The 17,663-nt window shown below is 45.1% G+C and carries 18 protein-coding genes; all 18 read left to right on the plus strand.

What is annotated here, in order from left to right:
- Nucleotides 1–12 precede the first annotated feature (12 nt).
- The 18 genes from eutC to recG all read left to right on the plus strand — a co-directional run bounded on the left by eutC (nt 13) and on the right by recG (nt 17,136).
- Nucleotides 13–933, plus strand: a complete 921-nt coding sequence (eutC, locus tag K1I94_RS09840) for an ethanolamine ammonia-lyase subunit EutC (protein WP_223315207.1) — start codon at nt 13–15, stop codon at nt 931–933.
- A 15-nt stretch (nt 934–948) separates the two neighbouring features.
- Complete coding sequence (eutL, locus tag K1I94_RS09845) at nt 949–1,602, plus strand: ethanolamine utilization microcompartment protein EutL (protein WP_223315208.1); 654 nt, start codon at nt 949–951, stop codon at nt 1,600–1,602.
- A gap of 15 nt (nt 1,603–1,617) precedes the next feature.
- Nucleotides 1,618–2,181, plus strand: coding sequence for a BMC domain-containing protein (locus K1I94_RS09850; protein WP_002910480.1), 564 nt, complete (start codon nt 1,618–1,620; stop codon nt 2,179–2,181).
- A gap of 6 nt (nt 2,182–2,187) precedes the next feature.
- Nucleotides 2,188–3,666, plus strand: a complete 1,479-nt coding sequence (locus K1I94_RS09855; RefSeq protein ID WP_002901059.1) for an acetaldehyde dehydrogenase (acetylating) — start codon at nt 2,188–2,190, stop codon at nt 3,664–3,666.
- Nucleotides 3,667–3,700: 34 nt separating this feature from the next.
- On the plus strand, nt 3,701–3,982 hold the full coding sequence (gene pduA, locus K1I94_RS09860) for a propanediol utilization microcompartment protein PduA (protein ID WP_002898203.1): 282 nt from the start codon (nt 3,701–3,703) through the stop codon (nt 3,980–3,982).
- Nucleotides 3,983–4,037: 55 nt separating this feature from the next.
- Nucleotides 4,038–4,313: a propanediol utilization microcompartment protein PduA gene (gene pduA, locus K1I94_RS09865; RefSeq protein WP_002896373.1), complete on the plus strand. Its 276-nt coding sequence runs from the start codon at nt 4,038–4,040 to the stop codon at nt 4,311–4,313.
- Between the two features lie 196 nt (nt 4,314–4,509).
- Complete coding sequence (locus tag K1I94_RS09870; RefSeq protein WP_002901058.1) at nt 4,510–5,151, plus strand: hypothetical protein; 642 nt, start codon at nt 4,510–4,512, stop codon at nt 5,149–5,151.
- A gap of 23 nt (nt 5,152–5,174) precedes the next feature.
- Nucleotides 5,175–5,801 carry an ethanolamine utilization phosphate acetyltransferase EutD gene (gene eutD / locus K1I94_RS09875; RefSeq protein ID WP_002896361.1) on the plus strand — a complete coding sequence of 209 codons (627 nt, stop codon included), beginning with the start codon at nt 5,175–5,177 and terminating at the stop codon, nt 5,799–5,801.
- Nucleotides 5,802–5,832: 31 nt separating this feature from the next.
- On the plus strand, nt 5,833–6,480 hold the full coding sequence (locus tag K1I94_RS09880) for an ethanolamine utilization protein (protein ID WP_223315209.1): 648 nt from the start codon (nt 5,833–5,835) through the stop codon (nt 6,478–6,480).
- A 14-nt stretch (nt 6,481–6,494) separates the two neighbouring features.
- On the plus strand, nt 6,495–6,776 hold the full coding sequence (locus K1I94_RS09885) for a EutN/CcmL family microcompartment protein (RefSeq protein ID WP_002896356.1): 282 nt from the start codon (nt 6,495–6,497) through the stop codon (nt 6,774–6,776).
- A gap of 16 nt (nt 6,777–6,792) precedes the next feature.
- Nucleotides 6,793–7,887, plus strand: a complete 1,095-nt coding sequence (locus K1I94_RS09890) for an ethanolamine utilization protein EutH (RefSeq protein WP_002896353.1) — start codon at nt 6,793–6,795, stop codon at nt 7,885–7,887.
- Nucleotides 7,888–7,904: 17 nt separating this feature from the next.
- Nucleotides 7,905–8,354, plus strand: coding sequence for a cupin domain-containing protein (locus K1I94_RS09895; RefSeq protein ID WP_002898196.1), 450 nt, complete (start codon nt 7,905–7,907; stop codon nt 8,352–8,354).
- A 491-nt stretch (nt 8,355–8,845) separates the two neighbouring features.
- Nucleotides 8,846–11,365 carry a preprotein translocase subunit SecA gene (secA, locus tag K1I94_RS09900; protein WP_125410662.1) on the plus strand — a complete coding sequence of 840 codons (2,520 nt, stop codon included), beginning with the start codon at nt 8,846–8,848 and terminating at the stop codon, nt 11,363–11,365.
- A gap of 20 nt (nt 11,366–11,385) precedes the next feature.
- Complete coding sequence (locus K1I94_RS09905) at nt 11,386–12,417, plus strand: 3-deoxy-7-phosphoheptulonate synthase (RefSeq protein ID WP_002901054.1); 1,032 nt, start codon at nt 11,386–11,388, stop codon at nt 12,415–12,417.
- Nucleotide 12,418: 1 nt separating this feature from the next.
- Nucleotides 12,419–13,450 (plus strand): 3-deoxy-7-phosphoheptulonate synthase, encoded by a 1,032-nt coding sequence (locus K1I94_RS09910; protein ID WP_223315210.1) that lies wholly within the window; start codon nt 12,419–12,421, stop codon nt 13,448–13,450.
- A gap of 107 nt (nt 13,451–13,557) precedes the next feature.
- Nucleotides 13,558–13,920, plus strand: a complete 363-nt coding sequence (gene acpS / locus K1I94_RS09915) for a holo-ACP synthase (RefSeq protein WP_223315211.1) — start codon at nt 13,558–13,560, stop codon at nt 13,918–13,920.
- Nucleotides 13,910–15,016 carry an alanine racemase gene (alr, locus tag K1I94_RS09920; protein ID WP_317627943.1) on the plus strand — a complete coding sequence of 369 codons (1,107 nt, stop codon included), beginning with the start codon at nt 13,910–13,912 and terminating at the stop codon, nt 15,014–15,016. The genes acpS and alr overlap by 11 nt, the downstream gene beginning before the upstream one ends.
- A 104-nt stretch (nt 15,017–15,120) precedes the next feature.
- Nucleotides 15,121–17,136, plus strand: coding sequence for an ATP-dependent DNA helicase RecG (gene recG, locus K1I94_RS09925; RefSeq protein ID WP_223315213.1), 2,016 nt, complete (start codon nt 15,121–15,123; stop codon nt 17,134–17,136).
- The last annotated feature ends 527 nt before the right edge of the window (nt 17,137–17,663 follow it).

A 17,663-nucleotide genomic window follows, 5' to 3' on the forward strand; every position in this document is an offset into this window, starting at 1 on the left:
GAGGAAATCATTGTGGATGAATTGCAATTAAAAGAAATGATTCGCTCATTGTTAAATGAGATGGGCGGCGACTCAGCTGTTAAAGAAACAGCAGCGACTGACCAGAACAAAGCAGAAAAACCTGTGGTTTCTCTGCAGGAAGAAGTCAAACAAGACACTTCAGTGATTGAAGATGGCATCATTCCGGACATAACAGAAGTAGATATTCAGGAACAGTTCTTGGTTCCGAATGCCATCAATGAAGAAGCCTACCGAAAGATTAAGAAATTTACTCCGGCACGTCTGGGCTTATGGCGGGCAGGCGATCGCTACAAGACACAAAGTGTTTTGCGTTTCCGTGCAGACCATGCGGCAGCTCAGGATGCGGTCTTCTCCTATGTATCAGATGACTTTGTCAAGGAAATGGGCTTCATTCCTGTACAGACCAAGGCAGCAACTAAGGATGAGTACTTGACACGTCCAGATTTTGGCCGGGTCTTCCCTGAAGATCAGCAGGAGATTATCAAGGAAAAATGCAAACCTAATGCCAAAGTTCAGATTGTCGTTGGTGATGGTCTTAGCTCATCAGCTATCGAGGCTAACGTCAAAGACTTCCTGCCAGCTCTGAAGCAAGGTCTGAAAATGTTCGGACTGGACTTTGGTGAAGTACTCTTTATCAAGCATGCTCGGGTTGCAGCTATGGACCAAATCGCAGAACTGACTGGAGCAGAAGTTATCTGTATGCTGGTCGGTGAGCGTCCAGGTCTTGTAACAGCTGAGTCTATGAGTGCTTATCTGGCTTACAAGCCAACAGTTGGTATGCCAGAAGCGAAACGGACCGTTGTTTCCAATATTCATAAAGGCGGAACACCAGCCGTTGAAGCTGGAGCCTATGTAGCAGAAATCATTAAGAAGATTCTTGATAATAAGAAATCAGGAATTGATTTGAAATAATAGGAGGTAGTGGCTTTGAAAAATGATCGATTAGGTGCAAATGTATTAAGTGCCCTTCTGATTTCAAACGTGGATGCAGGTTTGGCAGTTTCTTTGGAGCTTAAACCACATCACAGAAGCCTGGGAATTATCACTTCTGACTGTGATGATGTCACTTATGTAGCCTTGGATGAAGCAACCAAGGCAGCAGATGTCGAAGTGGTCTATGCTCGCAGTATGTATGCTGGTGCAGGCAACGCTTCAACTAAGCTGGCTGGTGAAGTCATCGGTATTTTGGCTGGTCCAAACCCAGAAGAAGTTCGCAGCGGTCTGGATGTAGCAGTCTATGAAATCGAAAATGGGGCTAGCTTCTACAGTGCCAATGATGATGACAGTATTCCTTATTTTGCTCATTGTATCTCTCGTGCAGGTTCTTACCTGTCAGAGGGGGCTAATGCAGAAGAAGGAACAGCGATTGCTTACTTGATTGCTCCACCGGGTGAAGCTATGGTAGCACTGGATGCGGCTTTGAAAGCGGCTGATGTGCAGGTTGGAGCTTTCTACGGCCCACCAAGTGAAACCAACTTTGCCGGTGGACTTCTGGTCGGATCACAGTCAGCATGCCGAGCTGCCTGCGACGCATTTGCGAATGCAGTTATCGCAGTAGCAAATGATCCTAAAAGTTATTGATTAGGAGTTGATTAAATGGCAGATAGAGCACTAGGTTTAATTGAAGTAAAAGGTTATCTAGGTGCTGTAGTTGCGGCAGATGCGGCTTTGAAGGCTGCCAATGTATCATTGCTTAATATTGAAACGGTCAAAGCTGGTTTGAATACGGTTCAATTAATAGGCGATGTCAGTGCAGTCCGCTCAGCGGTTGATGCAGCAGTTGAGTTGGTACAGGATAAACCTTACTATCTGGCCAGCCATGTAATTTCTAGGCTGGATAATCAGACAGACCTTCTCTTTGTACCAAAGAGAAATAGTAAAACAGCTAAAAAAGAGATTGCTTCTACGGCGGAAACAATCCCTTCAGAAAAAATCGAAGAAAAGCCTCAGCCTGTAAAGGAAACTAAGGCTGAACCAGCAGAGAAGCTTGAAGGAGAGACAAGGACCTACACCAGAGAAGAACTGGAAAAACTAAAAGTCGTCGAACTACGCAGCCTTGCCTATCATCAAGAAGGTATCCGTCTCAGCAAGAAAGAAATCAAATTTGCCAACAAGAAACTTCTCGTTGAGACTTTGATGGAAACAATAGGAGAGGAGTAATTGCGGATGTTTTTAGAAGATAAAGATTTGGTATCGATTCAGGAAGTAAGGAATTTGATTCGGGATGCAAAGAAAGCCCAAGCAGAACTTGCTAAAATGAGCCAAGAGCAAATTGATACCATTGTAAAAGTAGTAGCGAAAGCTTGTTATGATGAGCGTGAACGCCTAGCAAAAATGGCGGCTCAGGAAACTGGCTTTGGCCGCTGGGAAGACAAGGTATTGAAAAATGCTCTTGCTTCCAAAGGTATTCTTGAAGAAATCAAGGATATGAAAACGGTTGGGGTTCTCAGCGAAGACAAGGAAAAGAAAGTCTTGGAAGTTGGAGTTCCAGTCGGTGTCATTGCTGGCTTGATTCCATCAACCAACCCGACCTCAACGGTTATGTATAAGGCTTTGATCGCTTTGAAGGCAGGAAACAGTATCGTCTTCTCTCCTCACCCAAATGCTCTTAAGTGTATTGAGGAAACGGTGGAAATCATCAAGAAAGCTGCTAAGTCAGCTGGATGTCCGGATGGAGCCATCAGTGCGATTCATCGGGTATCCATCGCAGCTACAAATGAGTTGATGCGACACAAGGATACAAATCTGATTTTGGCGACTGGCGGAAATGCCATGGTCAAAGCAGCATACTCATCTGGTACACCAGCAATCGGTGTAGGTCCTGGTAATGGTCCAGCCTTCATCGAAAGAACAGCAGATGTACCAAAAGCAGTTCGTCAGATTTTGGATTCTAAGACTTTTGACAATGGTGTGATTTGTGCATCTGAGCAGTCTATCATCGTCGAAGAAGATATGAAGGAAAAGGTTGTAGCAGAGTTCAAGAAACAAGGTGCTTACTTTGTTCCAGCAGAAGATGCTAAGAAACTAGGCTCCTTCATTATCCAGCCGAGTGGTGCGATGAATCCGAAGATGGTTGGTAAAACACCGCAAGTGATTGCTGAGTTAGCTGGTATTTCAGTTCCAGCTGATGCTCGGGTCTTGATTGCAGAAGAAACAGGCGTCGGTAAGCAGTATCCATATTCTATGGAAAAACTGGCTCCAGTCTTAGGTTTCTACACTGTCAAGGACTGGTTGGAAGCTTGTGAGCTGAGTATTAAGATCTTGCATCATGAAGGTGCAGGCCACACTCTTGCTATCCACAGTCAAAACGAAGAAATTATTCGTGAATTTGCACTGAAAAAACCAGTATCTCGTCTGCTGATTAATACGCCAGCAGCTCTAGGTGGTGTCGGTGCAACGACTGGTCTCTTCCCAGCCTTTACTTTGGGTTGTGGAGCTGTGGGAGGCAGCGCGACATCTGATAATGTCAGCCCGCTCAATCTCTTCAATATCCGTCGTGTAGCTTACGGTACATCAGAACTGTCAGACCTGCGACAAGCAGAAAATATGGCAGTGGAAGAACCAAAAGCAGTAGCAGTTGACGGATCAAACGAAGAAGAACTGGTAACCTTGTTGGTTCAACGCGTATTGGAAAAACTAAAATAGTCAATATTAAACATTATAATTGGAGGATACAATCATGGCAAACGCAAATGCATTAGGAATGGTAGAAACAAGAGGACTTGTCGGCGCAATCGAAGCAGCTGATGCAATGGTCAAAGCCGCTAACGTAACTTTAGTTGGTAAAGAACAAGTCGGTGCTGGATTGGTAACAGTCTTGGTTCGTGGTGATGTCGGTGCAGTCAAAGCAGCGACAGATGCTGGAGCAGCTGCAGCTGAAAACGTTGGTGAATTGATTTCAGTTCACGTAATCCCACGTCCACACGCAGAAGTAGAAGTAATCTTGCCTCATCAAGAATAAGATTACAGACTTTCGGATAAAATTAAAAACAAGAGAATAATCGGAGGAAATAAACATGGCAAACGCAAATGCATTAGGAATGGTAGAAACAAAAGGACTCGTCGGCGCAATTGAAGCAGCTGATGCAATGGTTAAAGCCGCTAACGTAACTTTGATTGGTAAAGAACAAGTCGGTGCTGGTTTGGTAACTGTAATGGTTCGTGGTGATGTCGGCGCAGTCAAAGCAGCGACAGATGCTGGAGCAGCTGCAGCTGAAAATGTTGGTGAATTAATTTCAGTTCACGTAATTCCACGTCCACATGCTGAAGTGGAAGTCATTCTTCCCAAATAATCTGGGACAGATAAATATTTGCTGAAAGGGCCTGTATTCTAGTGTTTAGAACTGATATAGGCCCCAGAGGCAAATAGAATACTCAGTGAAAATGAAGCTTATGGGCAGCAGCCCGATACTAGACAGAAATGTTGATTTTCGAAGAGTATCAGATTGATTTTCACAGAGTATCAACGGAGTAGAAGGATGTGAATACATGTCAGTTTTTACAGAAGCTAAGATCAGAAAGCTTTATAGAGAATCCGTTCTCGCTGATAACGGTGTCTTTGAATTAAACAAAGATGAAAAACTGACGCCAGCAGCCAGAGGTTTTCTCAATGATCACCATATTCGAATTATCTGTTCAGGTCAGACCAAAGGGAAAACAGCCTCAGCTGCTGATGCTATCAGGGTGCCGATTACAAACCTTGAGGACTCTGCTGTGTATCCACGACTATTTAGACTGACTAAACTTTATACTTGCTTTTTGAAGAACCAGAGAGAATTGCATCAGGCTTTTCAGGATGAAAAGTGTGAGCAAGTTGGCCAACTATTGAACATAGTAGAACAAATCGTCGGCCATCATATTCTGGATGATATTTCTGATTACCAGACAGACCTGCCTAGCAATGCAGAATTGCAGGCCATTCGGGTCAGTCGACAGCTCGATCAAGAAACGGTTATGATGAGTTATCAAGAGCCGACTTGGCAGCTGAATTGCTATGAAACCTATATCGAAACGACTCTCCTGCGCAAAGAATTGGAGCAGGCTGCTGATGGTGACAGAGATCAATTTGCTTGTAAGGTTTCTCAATTATTAAAATCAATTGAAGTCTTGCTCTGGTTGATAGCAAGCTAATAACAAGAGAAAGAAGAACAGCAATGACTTTAGAAAATTTGGTAAATAAAGTAATTGATAAAGTTCAGGAAGAATTGCAGGGGTCATTTGAGGTAGAAGCGAGCGGACGTCATGTCCATTTGAGTCAGGAAGATTTGGAAGCCTTGTTTGGTCCCAACTATCAATTAACAAAAGCAAAAGACCTATCACAGCCAGGCCAGTTCGCTAGTCAAGAAAGGCTGACAGTTGTCGGTCCAAAAGGCGCTTTTCACAATGTGGTTATTCTGGGACCTGTTCGCAAACATTCTCAGGTAGAAGTTTCTCTGACCGACTGTTTGCAGCTGGGCACCAAGGCTCCCATTCGCGAAAGCGGCGATATCGAAGGAACACCGGGCGTCATTTTGGCTCATGGAGACAAGGCAGTTTGTCTGGATAAGGGCCTGATTGTAGCTAAGCGTCATGTTCATATGACACCGGAAGATGCCGAACGTCTGAATGTAAAAAATCACGAGATTGTACAAGTCAGAGTAGAAGGAGCTCGTCCGCTGATATTTGATGATGTGGTCATCCGTGTTAGTCCTAAATTTGCGACTTATATGCATATTGACTACGATGAAGCCAATGCTTGTGGTTTCAAAAAAGGAACACGCGGACGGATTATCAAGAAATAAGTCGTATGAGCAAATAAAAGGTAGGTAAAGAATGGAAAATCTAGATCATTTAGTAGATTTGATTACAGACCGCCTGATGGAAAAGTTGAAGAAAAAGCCTCAGAAACCCTCAGTATACGTCATTGGAGGCGATAAGATTCCTGACTTATTAGAAGGGGAAGGCTTTCAAGTTGTAAAAGATTCTTGCACAGCAGAGATTGTTGTTGTGGAGTCACTTGGTTTTGATGCTTTTCTAAGACTCTCATCCCTTTGCCCTTTAGCGGTGGAGGAAGCAGTCATTTTAAAGAGTCTTTTGAAAGGCAAAAAAGTCCTCGTATCAGACAACGCCTTTGCGATTCAGCAGTACAAGCAATCTTCTAAAGTGCACTTGTATCAGGAACTGCAGGGACAGCGCGAAAAACTGGTCCGCTACGGTCTGCAATTTTATAAAGAAGGCCAACTCTTAGCACTCCTAGAAAGTGATCAAGCTGAAGAGCCTCGTCCGGAAGTGAAACGGGCGGTGGCAGAAGAAGTCAGCTCGAAGACTAAGGCTCCGGGCAAGCCAGTTTTGCTGACAGAGAAGAGGCTGAGAGAGATGGGCTTACCTGAAAGCGGAAGCTTTAAAATAGAAAAAGGAATGATTGTGACAGCCTTGGCGAGAGATTATCTAAAACGTCAAAAAATAGAAATCATAGAATAAAGGAGTGGGTAGAGATGTTTGTTGGTAAAGTAAAAGGAAGCCTTTGGGCGACTAGAAAAGACGAAAATTTAAATGGTTTGAAATTTTTAGTGGTCGAACGGCAGCTAAATGAACATCAAAGTGACCCAGCTCTGCTTATTGTGGCCGACTGCATCGGTGCAGGCGAAGGAGACCAAGTAATGGTAACCACTGGCAGTTCTGCCCGGATGAGCCTAAATAAGACGAATATCCCTGTAGATATGGTCGTTGTGGCTATCATTGACAAGGTTGACTATCACAGTGATGAAGAATATTAGAAACTAAGGTAATGTTATGAGTATCAATGAAATTATCATTTATATCATGGTGCTATTCATGCTGATCGGTGCAGTGGATAAATGTATCGGTGGCAAACTAGGACTAAGTGAAAAATTTGAAGAAGGTATCATGGCTATGGGAGCTTTGGCTCTTTCTATGGCTGGGATTATGGTAATCGCTCCCCTCTTGGCGGATGTCTTGAAACCAATTGTCGTGCCTTTGTATGGCTTGGTGGGCGCTGACCCGTCTATTTTTGCGACAACCTTCATTGCCAATGATATGGGAGGAGCTCCTCTGGCTCTCAGTCTGGCTCAGGATCCAGCGGTAGGAAATTTCGCTGCCTTTGTACTGGGCTCTATGATGGGGCCAACCATCGTCTTTACGATTCCGGTTGCCTTGGGTATTATCGAAAAAGATGACCGTCCGCTTTTGGCTCGTGGAATCTTATACGGTTTAGTAACTGTTCCGATTGGCTGTCTCCTCGGAGGAATTTTCGTGCCAGGTCTGCCTTTTGGAACCTTGGTTGTCAATCTTATCCCGATTATCATTGTATCTGCTCTGATTTTCATAGGATTGCTTTTGGCGCCTAATGCCATGATTAAAGGTTTTGAAGTGTTTGGTCAGATTATTGTTATCTTGGCAACGCTTGGTTTGGCCTTTGGTGCAGCGCAGCTTCTGACTGGAAATGAATGGCTCATTAGCCTCTATCCAAAAGGTGCTGAGACACTGAAGGAAGCCTTTGAAGTTGTCGGAACGATTGCCGTAACCTTGGCTGGAGCCTTTGGTCTGGTAGCTGTCTTTACCAAGGTAGCCAACAAACCACTTTCTGCTATCGGAAAATCTCTGGGAATGAACGAAGTTGGTGCAGCTGGTTTGGTAGCTTCTCTGGCTAATAACATTGCCATGTTCCAGATGATGAAGGATATGGACAAACGCGGTAAGATTATCAACGTAGCCTTTGCCGTATCTGCTTCCTTCGTTATTGGAGATCACCTAGGCTTCACAGCTGGTCAAAAACCGGAAATGATTGTGCCGATGATGATTGGTAAATTTGTCGGCGGTATCACAGCGGTATTACTGGCTTTCTTCTTAACGAAAAAGGAAGCTTAGACTTGGAGGTATGAAGTATGGCAGATATTAATCGTTCTGACCTAGAAACATTGGTTCGTAAGATTTTATTGGAAGAATTAGCCACTAAAGATGGTGGGAAGAAAGTCAGCAAGGCAGGCGTAGCTTCTATCGCCCTGCCAGGTCTAGATGTTCGTCCAGAAGATCGCTTGGATACAGGTGATTCGAGCCATCAAGTTTATACACGAGACTTGCTGACCTTAGATGAGAGTCCAAGATTAGGCTTGGGTCTGATGACCATGGAAAAGACAACTTTCCCTTGGCATCTGGACTATGATGAAGTGGATTATGTCATTGAAGGGCGTCTTGATATTATCGTTGGTGACGAAGTCATGACAGCTGGCCCTGGCGAAGTACTCTTTATCCCTAAAGGCAGCGACATTCAGTTCTCTGTCAGAGATAAGGCCCGCTTTATCTATGTGACTTATCCGGCTGACTGGCAAGGCTAGTTTGTTGGAGGTTTGAACTATTGGATGATTCCCCACTAAGGGGAAGTGAAATACGGATGGTATCCCCATATAAAAACCAGTGCCTCTGTACTGCACTACAAAAGTTAGACACAAAAATCTAACTTTTTAGAGTCAGTACACTTTAGGTGCTGGTTTTCGTTTATATAACTATCAGCCCGTCTAGTTCCATAAGACTCTAGCCAATAAATCACGCCATGCAGGTGCAAATTGAAGATTCTCTTAAAAAATCCAAATGCGATACAATTAAGGTGTTGAAGTTTGCTCAAAACTGAGAGGGGAAAATATAGATTGAAAAGCACATAGTTTATCATGCACAAATTATCCTCTAATCTCCTGCTATCTCCCGGTTCTGTAAGCACAGTTTGATGAAGCTTTTTTGCTTTTTTCATTCTTGAAAGATATAGGAAAACATGCTATAATGAAAAGAACATTCTAAAAATCAGAAAGATTATTATATAGTAAGGAAAAAAATGGCGAATATTTTAAAGACTATCATTGAAAATGATAAAGGTGAATTAAGAAAATTAGAAAAAATGGCTGACAAAGTCTTGGCTTATGAAGACGAAATGGCAGCTTTGTCTGATGAAGAACTTCAGGCAAAAACAGAAGAATTCAAGAAACGCTATGCTGATGGCGAAACTCTCGATCAGCTCTTATTTGAAGCTTTTGCGGTTGTCCGTGAAGGAGCTAAGCGAGTGTTAGGCCTTTTCCCTTATAAGGTTCAGGTTATGGGAGGGATTGTTCTCCATCATGGCGACGTTCCGGAGATGCGTACTGGTGAAGGAAAAACCCTGACAGCGACAATGCCAGTTTACCTAAATGCCCTTGCAGGGAAAGGTGTGCATGTTGTCACAGTCAACGAATATCTGACTGAGCGTGATGCGACTGAAATGGGTGAACTTTATTCTTGGCTTGGCCTTTCTGTCGGTATCAATCTGGCAGCTAAGTCTCCATCTGAGAAGAAAGAAGCATACGCTTGTGATATTACCTATTCAACCAATGCTGAAATCGGCTTTGACTACCTGCGTGATAACATGGTAGTCCGCGCTGAAAACATGGTACAGCGCCCACTCAACTATGCCTTGGTCGATGAGGTGGACTCAATCCTGATTGATGAAGCCCGGACACCATTGATTGTATCTGGACCGGTTTCTTCAGATACCAACCAGCTTTATCATATGGCTGACCACTATGTCAAATCTCTGGATAAGGACGACTACATCATCGATGTTCAGTCTAAGACGATTGGTCTGTCTGATTCAGGGATTGACAAGGCAGAAAGCTACTTCAAGCTGGACAATCTCTACGATATTGAAAATGTTGCCCTGACTCACTTTATCGACAATGCTCTGCGAGCTAACTACATCATGCTCCTTGATATTGACTATGTGGTCAGTGAAGATCAGGAAATTCTGATTGTCGATCAGTTTACTGGTCGGACAATGGAAGGCCGCCGTTACTCTGATGGTCTCCACCAAGCGATTGAAGCCAAAGAAGGTGTGCCGATTCAGGAAGAAACAAAGACCTCTGCTTCCATTACTTATCAGAACCTCTTCCGTATGTATAAGAAGCTGTCCGGTATGACAGGTACAGCCAAGACAGAGGAAGAAGAGTTCCGCGAAACATACAACATTCGTGTTATTCCAATTCCAACCAACCGTCCGGTAGCACGTATTGACCATTCTGACCTGCTCTACCCAAGTATTGATTCTAAGTTTAAGGCAGTTGTTCAGGATGTTAAAGAGCGTCATGAAAAAGGCCAGCCAGTTCTGGTTGGTACTGTTGCGGTTGAAACCAGTGACTATATTTCTAAGAAATTGGTAGAAGCTGGGGTGCCTCACGAAGTTCTTAATGCGAAAAACCACTATAAAGAAGCACAAATTATCATGAACGCCGGCCAACGTGGTGCGGTTACTATTGCGACCAATATGGCCGGACGGGGAACCGACATCAAGTTGGGTGAAGGTGTTCGCGAACTGGGCGGTCTCTGTGTTATCGGTACAGAGCGCCATGAAAGCCGCCGGATTGACAATCAGCTGCGCGGACGTTCAGGCCGTCAGGGTGATCCAGGTGAGTCACAATTCTACCTGTCACTGGAAGATGAGCTGATGCGCCGCTTCGGCTCAGAGCGTATTAAAGCCCTGTTGGATCGAATGAACCTTAGTGACGAAGATTCTGTTATCAAGTCTGGCATGCTGACCCGTCAGGTAGAGGCAGCTCAGAAGCGTGTCGAAGGAAATAACTACGATACACGGAAACAAGTCTTGCAGTATGATGACGTGATGCGTGAGCAGCGGGAAATTATCTATGCTGAGCGCCACGATGTCATTACTGCTGACCGTGACCTCAGTCCTGAAATCCATGCTATGATTAAACGGACGATTAACCGCATCGTTGATGGCAGCAGCCACTCTGATCAGGATGATAAGATTGAAGCGATTTTAAACTTTGCTAAGTATAACTTGGTTTCAGAAGATTCCATTTCTGACAGTGATTTGGAAGGCAAGTCTGATCAAGAAATCAAAGATTATCTGTTTGAACGTGCATTGGAAGTCTACGACAGTCAGATTGCTAAGCTGCGAGACGAAGAAGCTGTACGTGAATTCCAGAAGGTCTTGATTCTGCGCGTGGTGGACAGCAAGTGGACTGACCATATCGACGCCCTTGACCAGCTGCGCAATGCTGTTGGATTGCGCGGTTATGCACAAAATAACCCAGTTGTCGAATATCAAGCAGAAAGCTTCCGTATGTTCAACGACATGATTGGTTCTATTGAGTTTGATGTGACTCGTCTGATGATGAAAGCACAGATTCATGAGCAAGAGCGTCCTCGGACAGAGCGGGCTATCAATACGACAGCTACCCGCAATATCTCTGCCAAGGCGCCAAATATGCCTGAGAATGTAGACCTGTCTAATGTAAAGAGAAATGACCCTTGTCCATGTGGTTCTGGCAAGAAATTCAAGAACTGTCACGGCCGCAAAAAGTAAACATAAAAGAAGGAGAATAGATGACCTTTAAAGCAACTAGTCAACCCATTGATGTAGCAGAAGTTCGCCAACTTGCTAAGCTAGAAGGCGACATGTTAGCTCGCAAGGAAAAGCGTGACCGAGAGTTGGAAGCAATTCTGCGTGGTCAAGACGACCGCATTCTCTTGGTTATCGGTCCCTGCTCTTCAGATAACGAAGAAGCGGTGCTAGAGTATGCCAAGCGTCTATCTGCTCTCCAAGAAGAAGTAAAAGATCGCATCTTTATGGTCATGCGGGTTTATACTGCTAAGCCTCGGACGAACGGAGATGGTTACAAAGGGCTTATTCATCAGCCCAATGCGACTGCCGCTCCAAGTCTGATTAACGGCATCAAGGCAGTCCGTAATCTGCACTATCGGGTTATTTCCGAGACAGGCATGACCACAGCTGATGAGATGCTCTATCCAGAAAATCTGCCTCTGGTAGATGATTTGATTTCTTACATGGCTGTCGGAGCTCGGTCGGTCGAAGACCAGCAGCACCGCTTTGTGGCTAGTGGAGCAGATCTGCCGACTGGCTTGAAAAATCCGACTTCTGGTAATCTCAATGTCATGTTTAACGGCATCTATGCAGCTCAGAACAAGCAGAGTTTCCTATTCGCTGGTAAGGAAGTTGAAACGTCTGGCAACCCTTTGGCGCATGCCATCTTGCGTGGTGCTCTGAATGAATACGGTAAGAACATTCCCAATTACTATTATGATAACCTGCTGGATACCATTGCCCAGTATGAAAAAATGGGCTTAGAAAATCCCTTTATCATCATTGATACCAATCATGATAACTCTGGTAAGCAGTATCTGGAGCAGGTTCGTATCGTTCGCCAGACTCTGATTAACCGAGACTGGAATGAAAAGATTAAGGCTACCGTACGGGGCTTTATGATTGAGTCTTACCTGGAAGACGGCCGTCAGGACGAGCCAGAAGTCTTTGGCAAGTCCATTACTGACCCTTGTCTGGGCTGGGCTAATACAGAACAGCTGGTTCGTGAAATTTATGATACATTAGGAAAATAGTATGGCATTTATTGAAAAAGGTCAGAAGATTGACATTGAGCAGATTAAGTCCAGAACCAGACTGACTGGTCAGGCCTTGACTCATAAAAACAAGCGAGACCAAGAACTAGCTGAGATTCTCAGTGGGGAAGACGAGCGTATTCTCTTGGTGATTGGCCCTTGTTCATCGGACAATGAAGAGGCTGTGCTGAATTATGCCCGCCGCTTGTCAGAGCTGCAGAAGAAGGTCGCGGATAAGATTTTTATCGTCATGCGGGTCTATACTGCTAAGCCGCGGACCAATGGGGATGGCTATAAGGGCTTGGTTCACCAGCCAGATACTTCTAAAGCTCCTAGTCTTATCAATGGTTTGCAGGCAGTTCGTCAGTTGCACTACCGCGTCATTACAGAGACTGGTCTGACGACGGCTGATGAGATGCTCTATCCGTCCAATCTTGTGTTGGTAGACGACTTGGTCAGCTATCATGCTGTGGGTGCACGCTCAGTTGAAGACCAGGAGCACCGTTTTGTGGCGTCAGGTATTGATGCCCCGGTAGGCATGAAAAATCCAACTTCTGGCAATCTGGGGGTTATGTTTAACGCTGTCTATGCGGCACAAAATAAGCAGACTTTCCTTTTTCATGGCCAGGAAGTAGAAACCTCTGGAAATCCTTTGGCTCACGTTATTCTGCGTGGGGCGACCAATGAATACGGTAAGAACATTCCAAATTTCTACTATGAAAATATGCTGGATGCCATTTCCTACTATGAAAAAATGGGCTTGGAGAATCCTTTCATCGTCATCGATACCAATCACGATAACTCCGGCAAACAATATCTGGAACAGATTAGGATTGTACGTCAGACCTTGCTGAATCGGGATTGGAACGAAAAGATTAAGAGAGCGGTTCGTGGTTTTATGATTGAGTCTTATCTGGAAGACGGCCGGCAAAATGAGGCGGAAGTCTTTGGTAAATCTATCACTGACCCTTGCCTGGGCTGGGATAATACTGTTCAGCTCATTGAAGAAATTTACAACACTTTAGATAAATAAGGAAAATTGAAAGGGACAGTCTTGACCTGTAAAGAGGACTAACTGTCGGGTGAAGACGAACTCAGCTGGCGGCCCAGCTGAGTTTTGTCGCCTTTCCAGAGAATGATATGATAAAAGGACACGGAATTGACATAGAAGAGTTGGCTGCCATTGAGCGAGCCTATCTGAAAAATGCCCGCTTTGCAAAGAAGGTGCTGACCGAGGCGGAGCTTTCTCGTTTTGAGGAGTTATCCGGTAAGCGGAAAATCGAATTTCTAGCTGGCCGTTGGGCTGCCAAGGAGGCTTTTTCTAAAGCTTGGGGAACTGGTATCGGTAAGCTCAGGTTTCAGGACTTGGAGATTTTAAACGACCGTCAGGGAGCGCCTTATTTCAGCCGGTCACCTTTTACTGGCAAGGTTTGGATTTCGATTAGCCACGCTGCTGGCTTAGTTACAGCCAGCGTTATTTTGGAGGAAAATGATGAAAGCTAGTCTGCATAGACCTAGCAAGGCAGTGATTGATTTGGCTGCCATTGCTTTTAATATTAGACAACTGAGTGCCCATCTGCCTCAGACGACTGAAAAGTGGGCTGTCGTTAAAGCCAATGCTTATGGTCATGGAGCTATTGAGGTTTCTAGGCATATTGAGCCCCTCGTAGATGGATTTTGTGTGTCTAATATCGATGAAGCCTTGGAGCTGCGCTCAGCGGGCATTGGCAAAAAAATTCTGGTGCTAGGAGTGTCAGATCTGGCTGCGCTTCCGCTGGCTAGAAAGGGAAAGGTCTCTCTGACTGTAGCCAGTCTGGAGTGGTTGGATTTAGCTTTAGCTGCGGAAAAAGACTTAACAGGATTGAATTTTCATATCAAGATTGACTCTGGTATGGGGCGGATTGGTTTTCGAGATAGTCAGGAAGCTCAGGAGGCAGTCCATCGCTTGCAGGCTGCTGGGGCTGTCGCAGAGGGGATTTTTACCCACTTTGCAACAGCAGATGAAGTGGATCACTATAAGTTTGAAGCCCAGCTGGCTCGTTTCCATCAGATCTTATCTGAGCTGGACAGTGTGCCTCCTCTCGTTCACGCTAGTAATTCCGCCACCTCTCTCTGGCACAGCGAGACCGTTCTAAATGCAGTTCGGCTGGGTGACATCATTTATGGCCTCAACCCTAGCGGAACTGTTTTAAAACTTCCTTACGAATTCAAGCCGGCTCTGTCACTGGTCTCAGAATTGGTACATGTCAAGGAAGTAGAGGCTGGAGCAGATGTTGGCTATGGAGCCACCTACACTAGCAAGTCTCAAGAGTGGATTGGCACCATTCCTTTGGGTTATGCAGATGGCTGGACACGCGATATGCAGGGCTTTGATGTCTTGATTGATGGTCAGCGTTGTCCGATTGTCGGCCGCGTTTCCATGGACCAAATTACAGTGCGCCTGCCTCAGTCTTATCCCCTTGGCACGCCGGTTGTGTTGATTGGAAATAGCGGAGCGGAGACCATTACGGTGACAGATGTGGCAGAAAAGCGTGGCACCATTAACTATGAGGTGGTTTGCCTGATTAGCGACCGTGTACCGAGGGTCTATAAAGACTAAGAAGATTAATGCAGGGAACCGCTTGAAGTATTTAATAATGTTCTAGCTTGGCCCCCTGTCTGCGATATTAGCACCGCAGCAGTATCAGAACTGAAAGAGGAATTATGAATTTACACCAACCTTTGACGGTTCTGCCTGGTGTGGGACCGAAATCAGCAGAAAAATTTGCCAAGCTGGGTCTAGAGACCTTGCAGGATTTGCTGCTTTATTTTCCTTTTCGTTATGAGGATTTTAAGAGTAAGAATGTCCTAGACTTGGAGGATGGAGAAAAGGCGGTTGTTTCTGGTCAGGTCGTAACCCCGGCTAATGTCCAGTATTATGGCTACAAACGCAATCGCCTGCGCTTTACCATCAAGCAAGGGGAAGTCGCTCTGGCAGTTAATTTCTTTAACCAGCCTTATCTGGCGGACAAGATTGAAGTGGGAGCCAATATAGCTGTCTTTGGCAAGTGGGACAAAGCCAAGGCCAGTCTGACTGGAATGAAACTGCTGGCTCAGGTAGAGGACGACTTGCAGCCTGTCTATCGGCTGGCTCAGGGAATTAGTCAGGCTAGTTTGGTCAAGCTGATTAAGACTGCCTTTGACCAAGGTTTGGACTTGCTCTTAGAGGAAAATCTGCCCCAGCCCCTGCTGGAACGCTACCAGCTAGTGAGCAGAGTGGAGGCTGTGCGGGCTATGCATTTTCCAAAGGACTTGGCGGACTACAAGCAGGCTCTTCGGCGGGTTAAATTTGAAGAACTCTTTTATTTTCAAATGCAGCTGCAGGTCTTAAAGAGAGAAACCAAGGCTGTCAGCAATGGATTAAAAATTGATTGGCAGTTGGATGCTGTGGCCGAGAAAAAGCAGAGCTTACCTTTTGAGCTGACTTCGGCTCAAGAGCGCAGTCTGACAGAGATTTTGCAGGATTTGCGATCGCCTGGACACATGAATCGCCTGCTGCAGGGCGATGTGGGAAGCGGAAAGACAGTAGTCGCTGGTCTGGCTATGTATGCTGTTTATACAGCTGGCTTTCAGTCAGCTCTGATGGTTCCAACAGAAATTTTGGCTGAGCAGCATTTTGACAGCCTAGCTCAGCTATTTCCAGAATTGAAGCTGGCCCTGCTAACTGGTGGGATGAAAGCAGCTGAGCGCCGGGAAACCTTGGCAGCGATTGAAAACGGTCAGGTGGACATGATTGTCGGAACTCATGCCTTGATTCAGGAAGGAGTCCGTTACCATGCATTGGGCTTGGTCATCATTGACGAGCAGCATCGCTTTGGTGTAGAGCAGCGCAGGATTTTACGGGAAAAGGGAGACAATCCTGATGTCCTCATGATGACGGCGACGCCTATTCCCAGAACCCTTGCAATTACAGCATTTGGTGATATGGATGTGTCCATTATTGACCAGATGCCGGCAGGACGCAAGCCTATCATCACCCGCTGGGTCAAGCATGAGCAGCTGGAAGTCGTCCTCGACTGGCTTAAAAAAGAGCTCCACAAGGGCGCTCAGGTCTACTTTATCTCTCCCTTGATTGAGGAGTCAGAAGCTTTGGATCTTAAGAATGCCATTGCCCTAGAAGAAGAACTGACAGCCTATTTTGGTCAGCAGGCCCAAGTGGCTCTGCTTCATGGCAAGATGAAGAGCGAGGAAAAAGAGGCGATTATGCAGGACTTCAAGGAAGGACGGACTGATATTCTAGTCTCTACCACAGTCATTGAGGTCGGAGTCAATGTCCCAAATGCTACGGTGATGGTCATCATGGATGCGGACCGCTTTGGACTCAGCCAGCTTCATCAGCTGAGAGGCCGCGTCGGCCGAGGGAATAAGCAGTCTTATGCCGTCCTTGTTGCCAATCCTAAGACGGAGTCGGGCAAGCGCCGCATGAAAATCATGACTGAGACGACCGATGGTTTCCTGTTGGCTGAGGAGGATCTGAAAATGCGAGGCTCTGGAGAAATCTTTGGCACTCGGCAGTCTGGTATTCCTGAGTTTCAAGTGGCAGACATCGTGGAAGATTATCCGATTTTAGAAGAAGCCAGAAAGGTTGCCAGCCAGATTACAGCTGATCCGAACTGGCGGACAGATCCTAATTGGCACTTGATCGCTCTTCATTTGGACAAGCGAGATTACCTAGATTAAAGGTTCTTTGAATTAAGTTTCCTGCAAGTTATTTATAAGTAGGCTTTAAGTTTGAGGGATTATATTATTGTCAAATCAAAGAAAGAGGTAGGACCAATGACAATGTAAACATCCCTTAAAATCCTGTAACCAAAGCTTGAAGACTAGAAGACCTGCGAGGTATGTGTTTCTCAAAGAATAAGAATAATTTAGAATTTTTTCATCATAAATCTCCTAACAATCACAAGCTTCACCCAATCGGTGAAGTTTTTTTGTATGTGGTTGAAAAGACTTGTTCGTTTCAAATAGTAGATAGGAATTGCTGCCGGATTTCTTTGACTATAAGCTTTCCCTAAGAAATCTATAAGAGATTCTTAAGTTTAGGGCTGTATCCTTATATCCAAGTAAGAACAAAAAGATTAGAGACCAAACTTGAGGTCAAACACTCCAAGAGTTTCGTTTTTGCTCTTAAAGAATGAATAATAAGAGAGGAAAAAGCTATGAAAGTTGCAATCAAAGTCCACTATCCGAAAACATTTAAGCAAGCT

It is taken from the genome of Streptococcus sanguinis (assembly GCF_019929145.1).
GTDB lineage: Bacteria > Bacillota > Bacilli > Lactobacillales > Streptococcaceae > Streptococcus > Streptococcus sanguinis_U.

Coding starts and splice junctions, on each gene's coding strand:
- K1I94_RS09850 (WP_002910480.1), top strand. CDS start 1,618: ATGGCAGATAGAGCACTAGGTTTAATTGAAGTAAAAGGTTATCTAGGT.
- K1I94_RS09855 (WP_002901059.1), top strand. CDS start 2,188: ATGTTTTTAGAAGATAAAGATTTGGTATCGATTCAGGAAGTAAGGAAT.
- pduA (WP_002898203.1), top strand. CDS start 3,701: ATGGCAAACGCAAATGCATTAGGAATGGTAGAAACAAGAGGACTTGTC.
- pduA (WP_002896373.1), top strand. CDS start 4,038: ATGGCAAACGCAAATGCATTAGGAATGGTAGAAACAAAAGGACTCGTC.
- K1I94_RS09870 (WP_002901058.1), top strand. CDS start 4,510: ATGTCAGTTTTTACAGAAGCTAAGATCAGAAAGCTTTATAGAGAATCC.
- eutD (WP_002896361.1), top strand. CDS start 5,175: ATGACTTTAGAAAATTTGGTAAATAAAGTAATTGATAAAGTTCAGGAA.
- K1I94_RS09880 (WP_223315209.1), top strand. CDS start 5,833: ATGGAAAATCTAGATCATTTAGTAGATTTGATTACAGACCGCCTGATG.
- K1I94_RS09885 (WP_002896356.1), top strand. CDS start 6,495: ATGTTTGTTGGTAAAGTAAAAGGAAGCCTTTGGGCGACTAGAAAAGAC.
- K1I94_RS09890 (WP_002896353.1), top strand. CDS start 6,793: ATGAGTATCAATGAAATTATCATTTATATCATGGTGCTATTCATGCTG.
- K1I94_RS09895 (WP_002898196.1), top strand. CDS start 7,905: ATGGCAGATATTAATCGTTCTGACCTAGAAACATTGGTTCGTAAGATT.
- secA (WP_125410662.1), top strand. CDS start 8,846: ATGGCGAATATTTTAAAGACTATCATTGAAAATGATAAAGGTGAATTA.
- K1I94_RS09905 (WP_002901054.1), top strand. CDS start 11,386: ATGACCTTTAAAGCAACTAGTCAACCCATTGATGTAGCAGAAGTTCGC.
- K1I94_RS09910 (WP_223315210.1), top strand. CDS start 12,419: ATGGCATTTATTGAAAAAGGTCAGAAGATTGACATTGAGCAGATTAAG.
- acpS (WP_223315211.1), top strand. CDS start 13,558: ATGATAAAAGGACACGGAATTGACATAGAAGAGTTGGCTGCCATTGAG.
- alr (WP_317627943.1), top strand. CDS start 13,910: ATGAAAGCTAGTCTGCATAGACCTAGCAAGGCAGTGATTGATTTGGCT.
- recG (WP_223315213.1), top strand. CDS start 15,121: ATGAATTTACACCAACCTTTGACGGTTCTGCCTGGTGTGGGACCGAAA.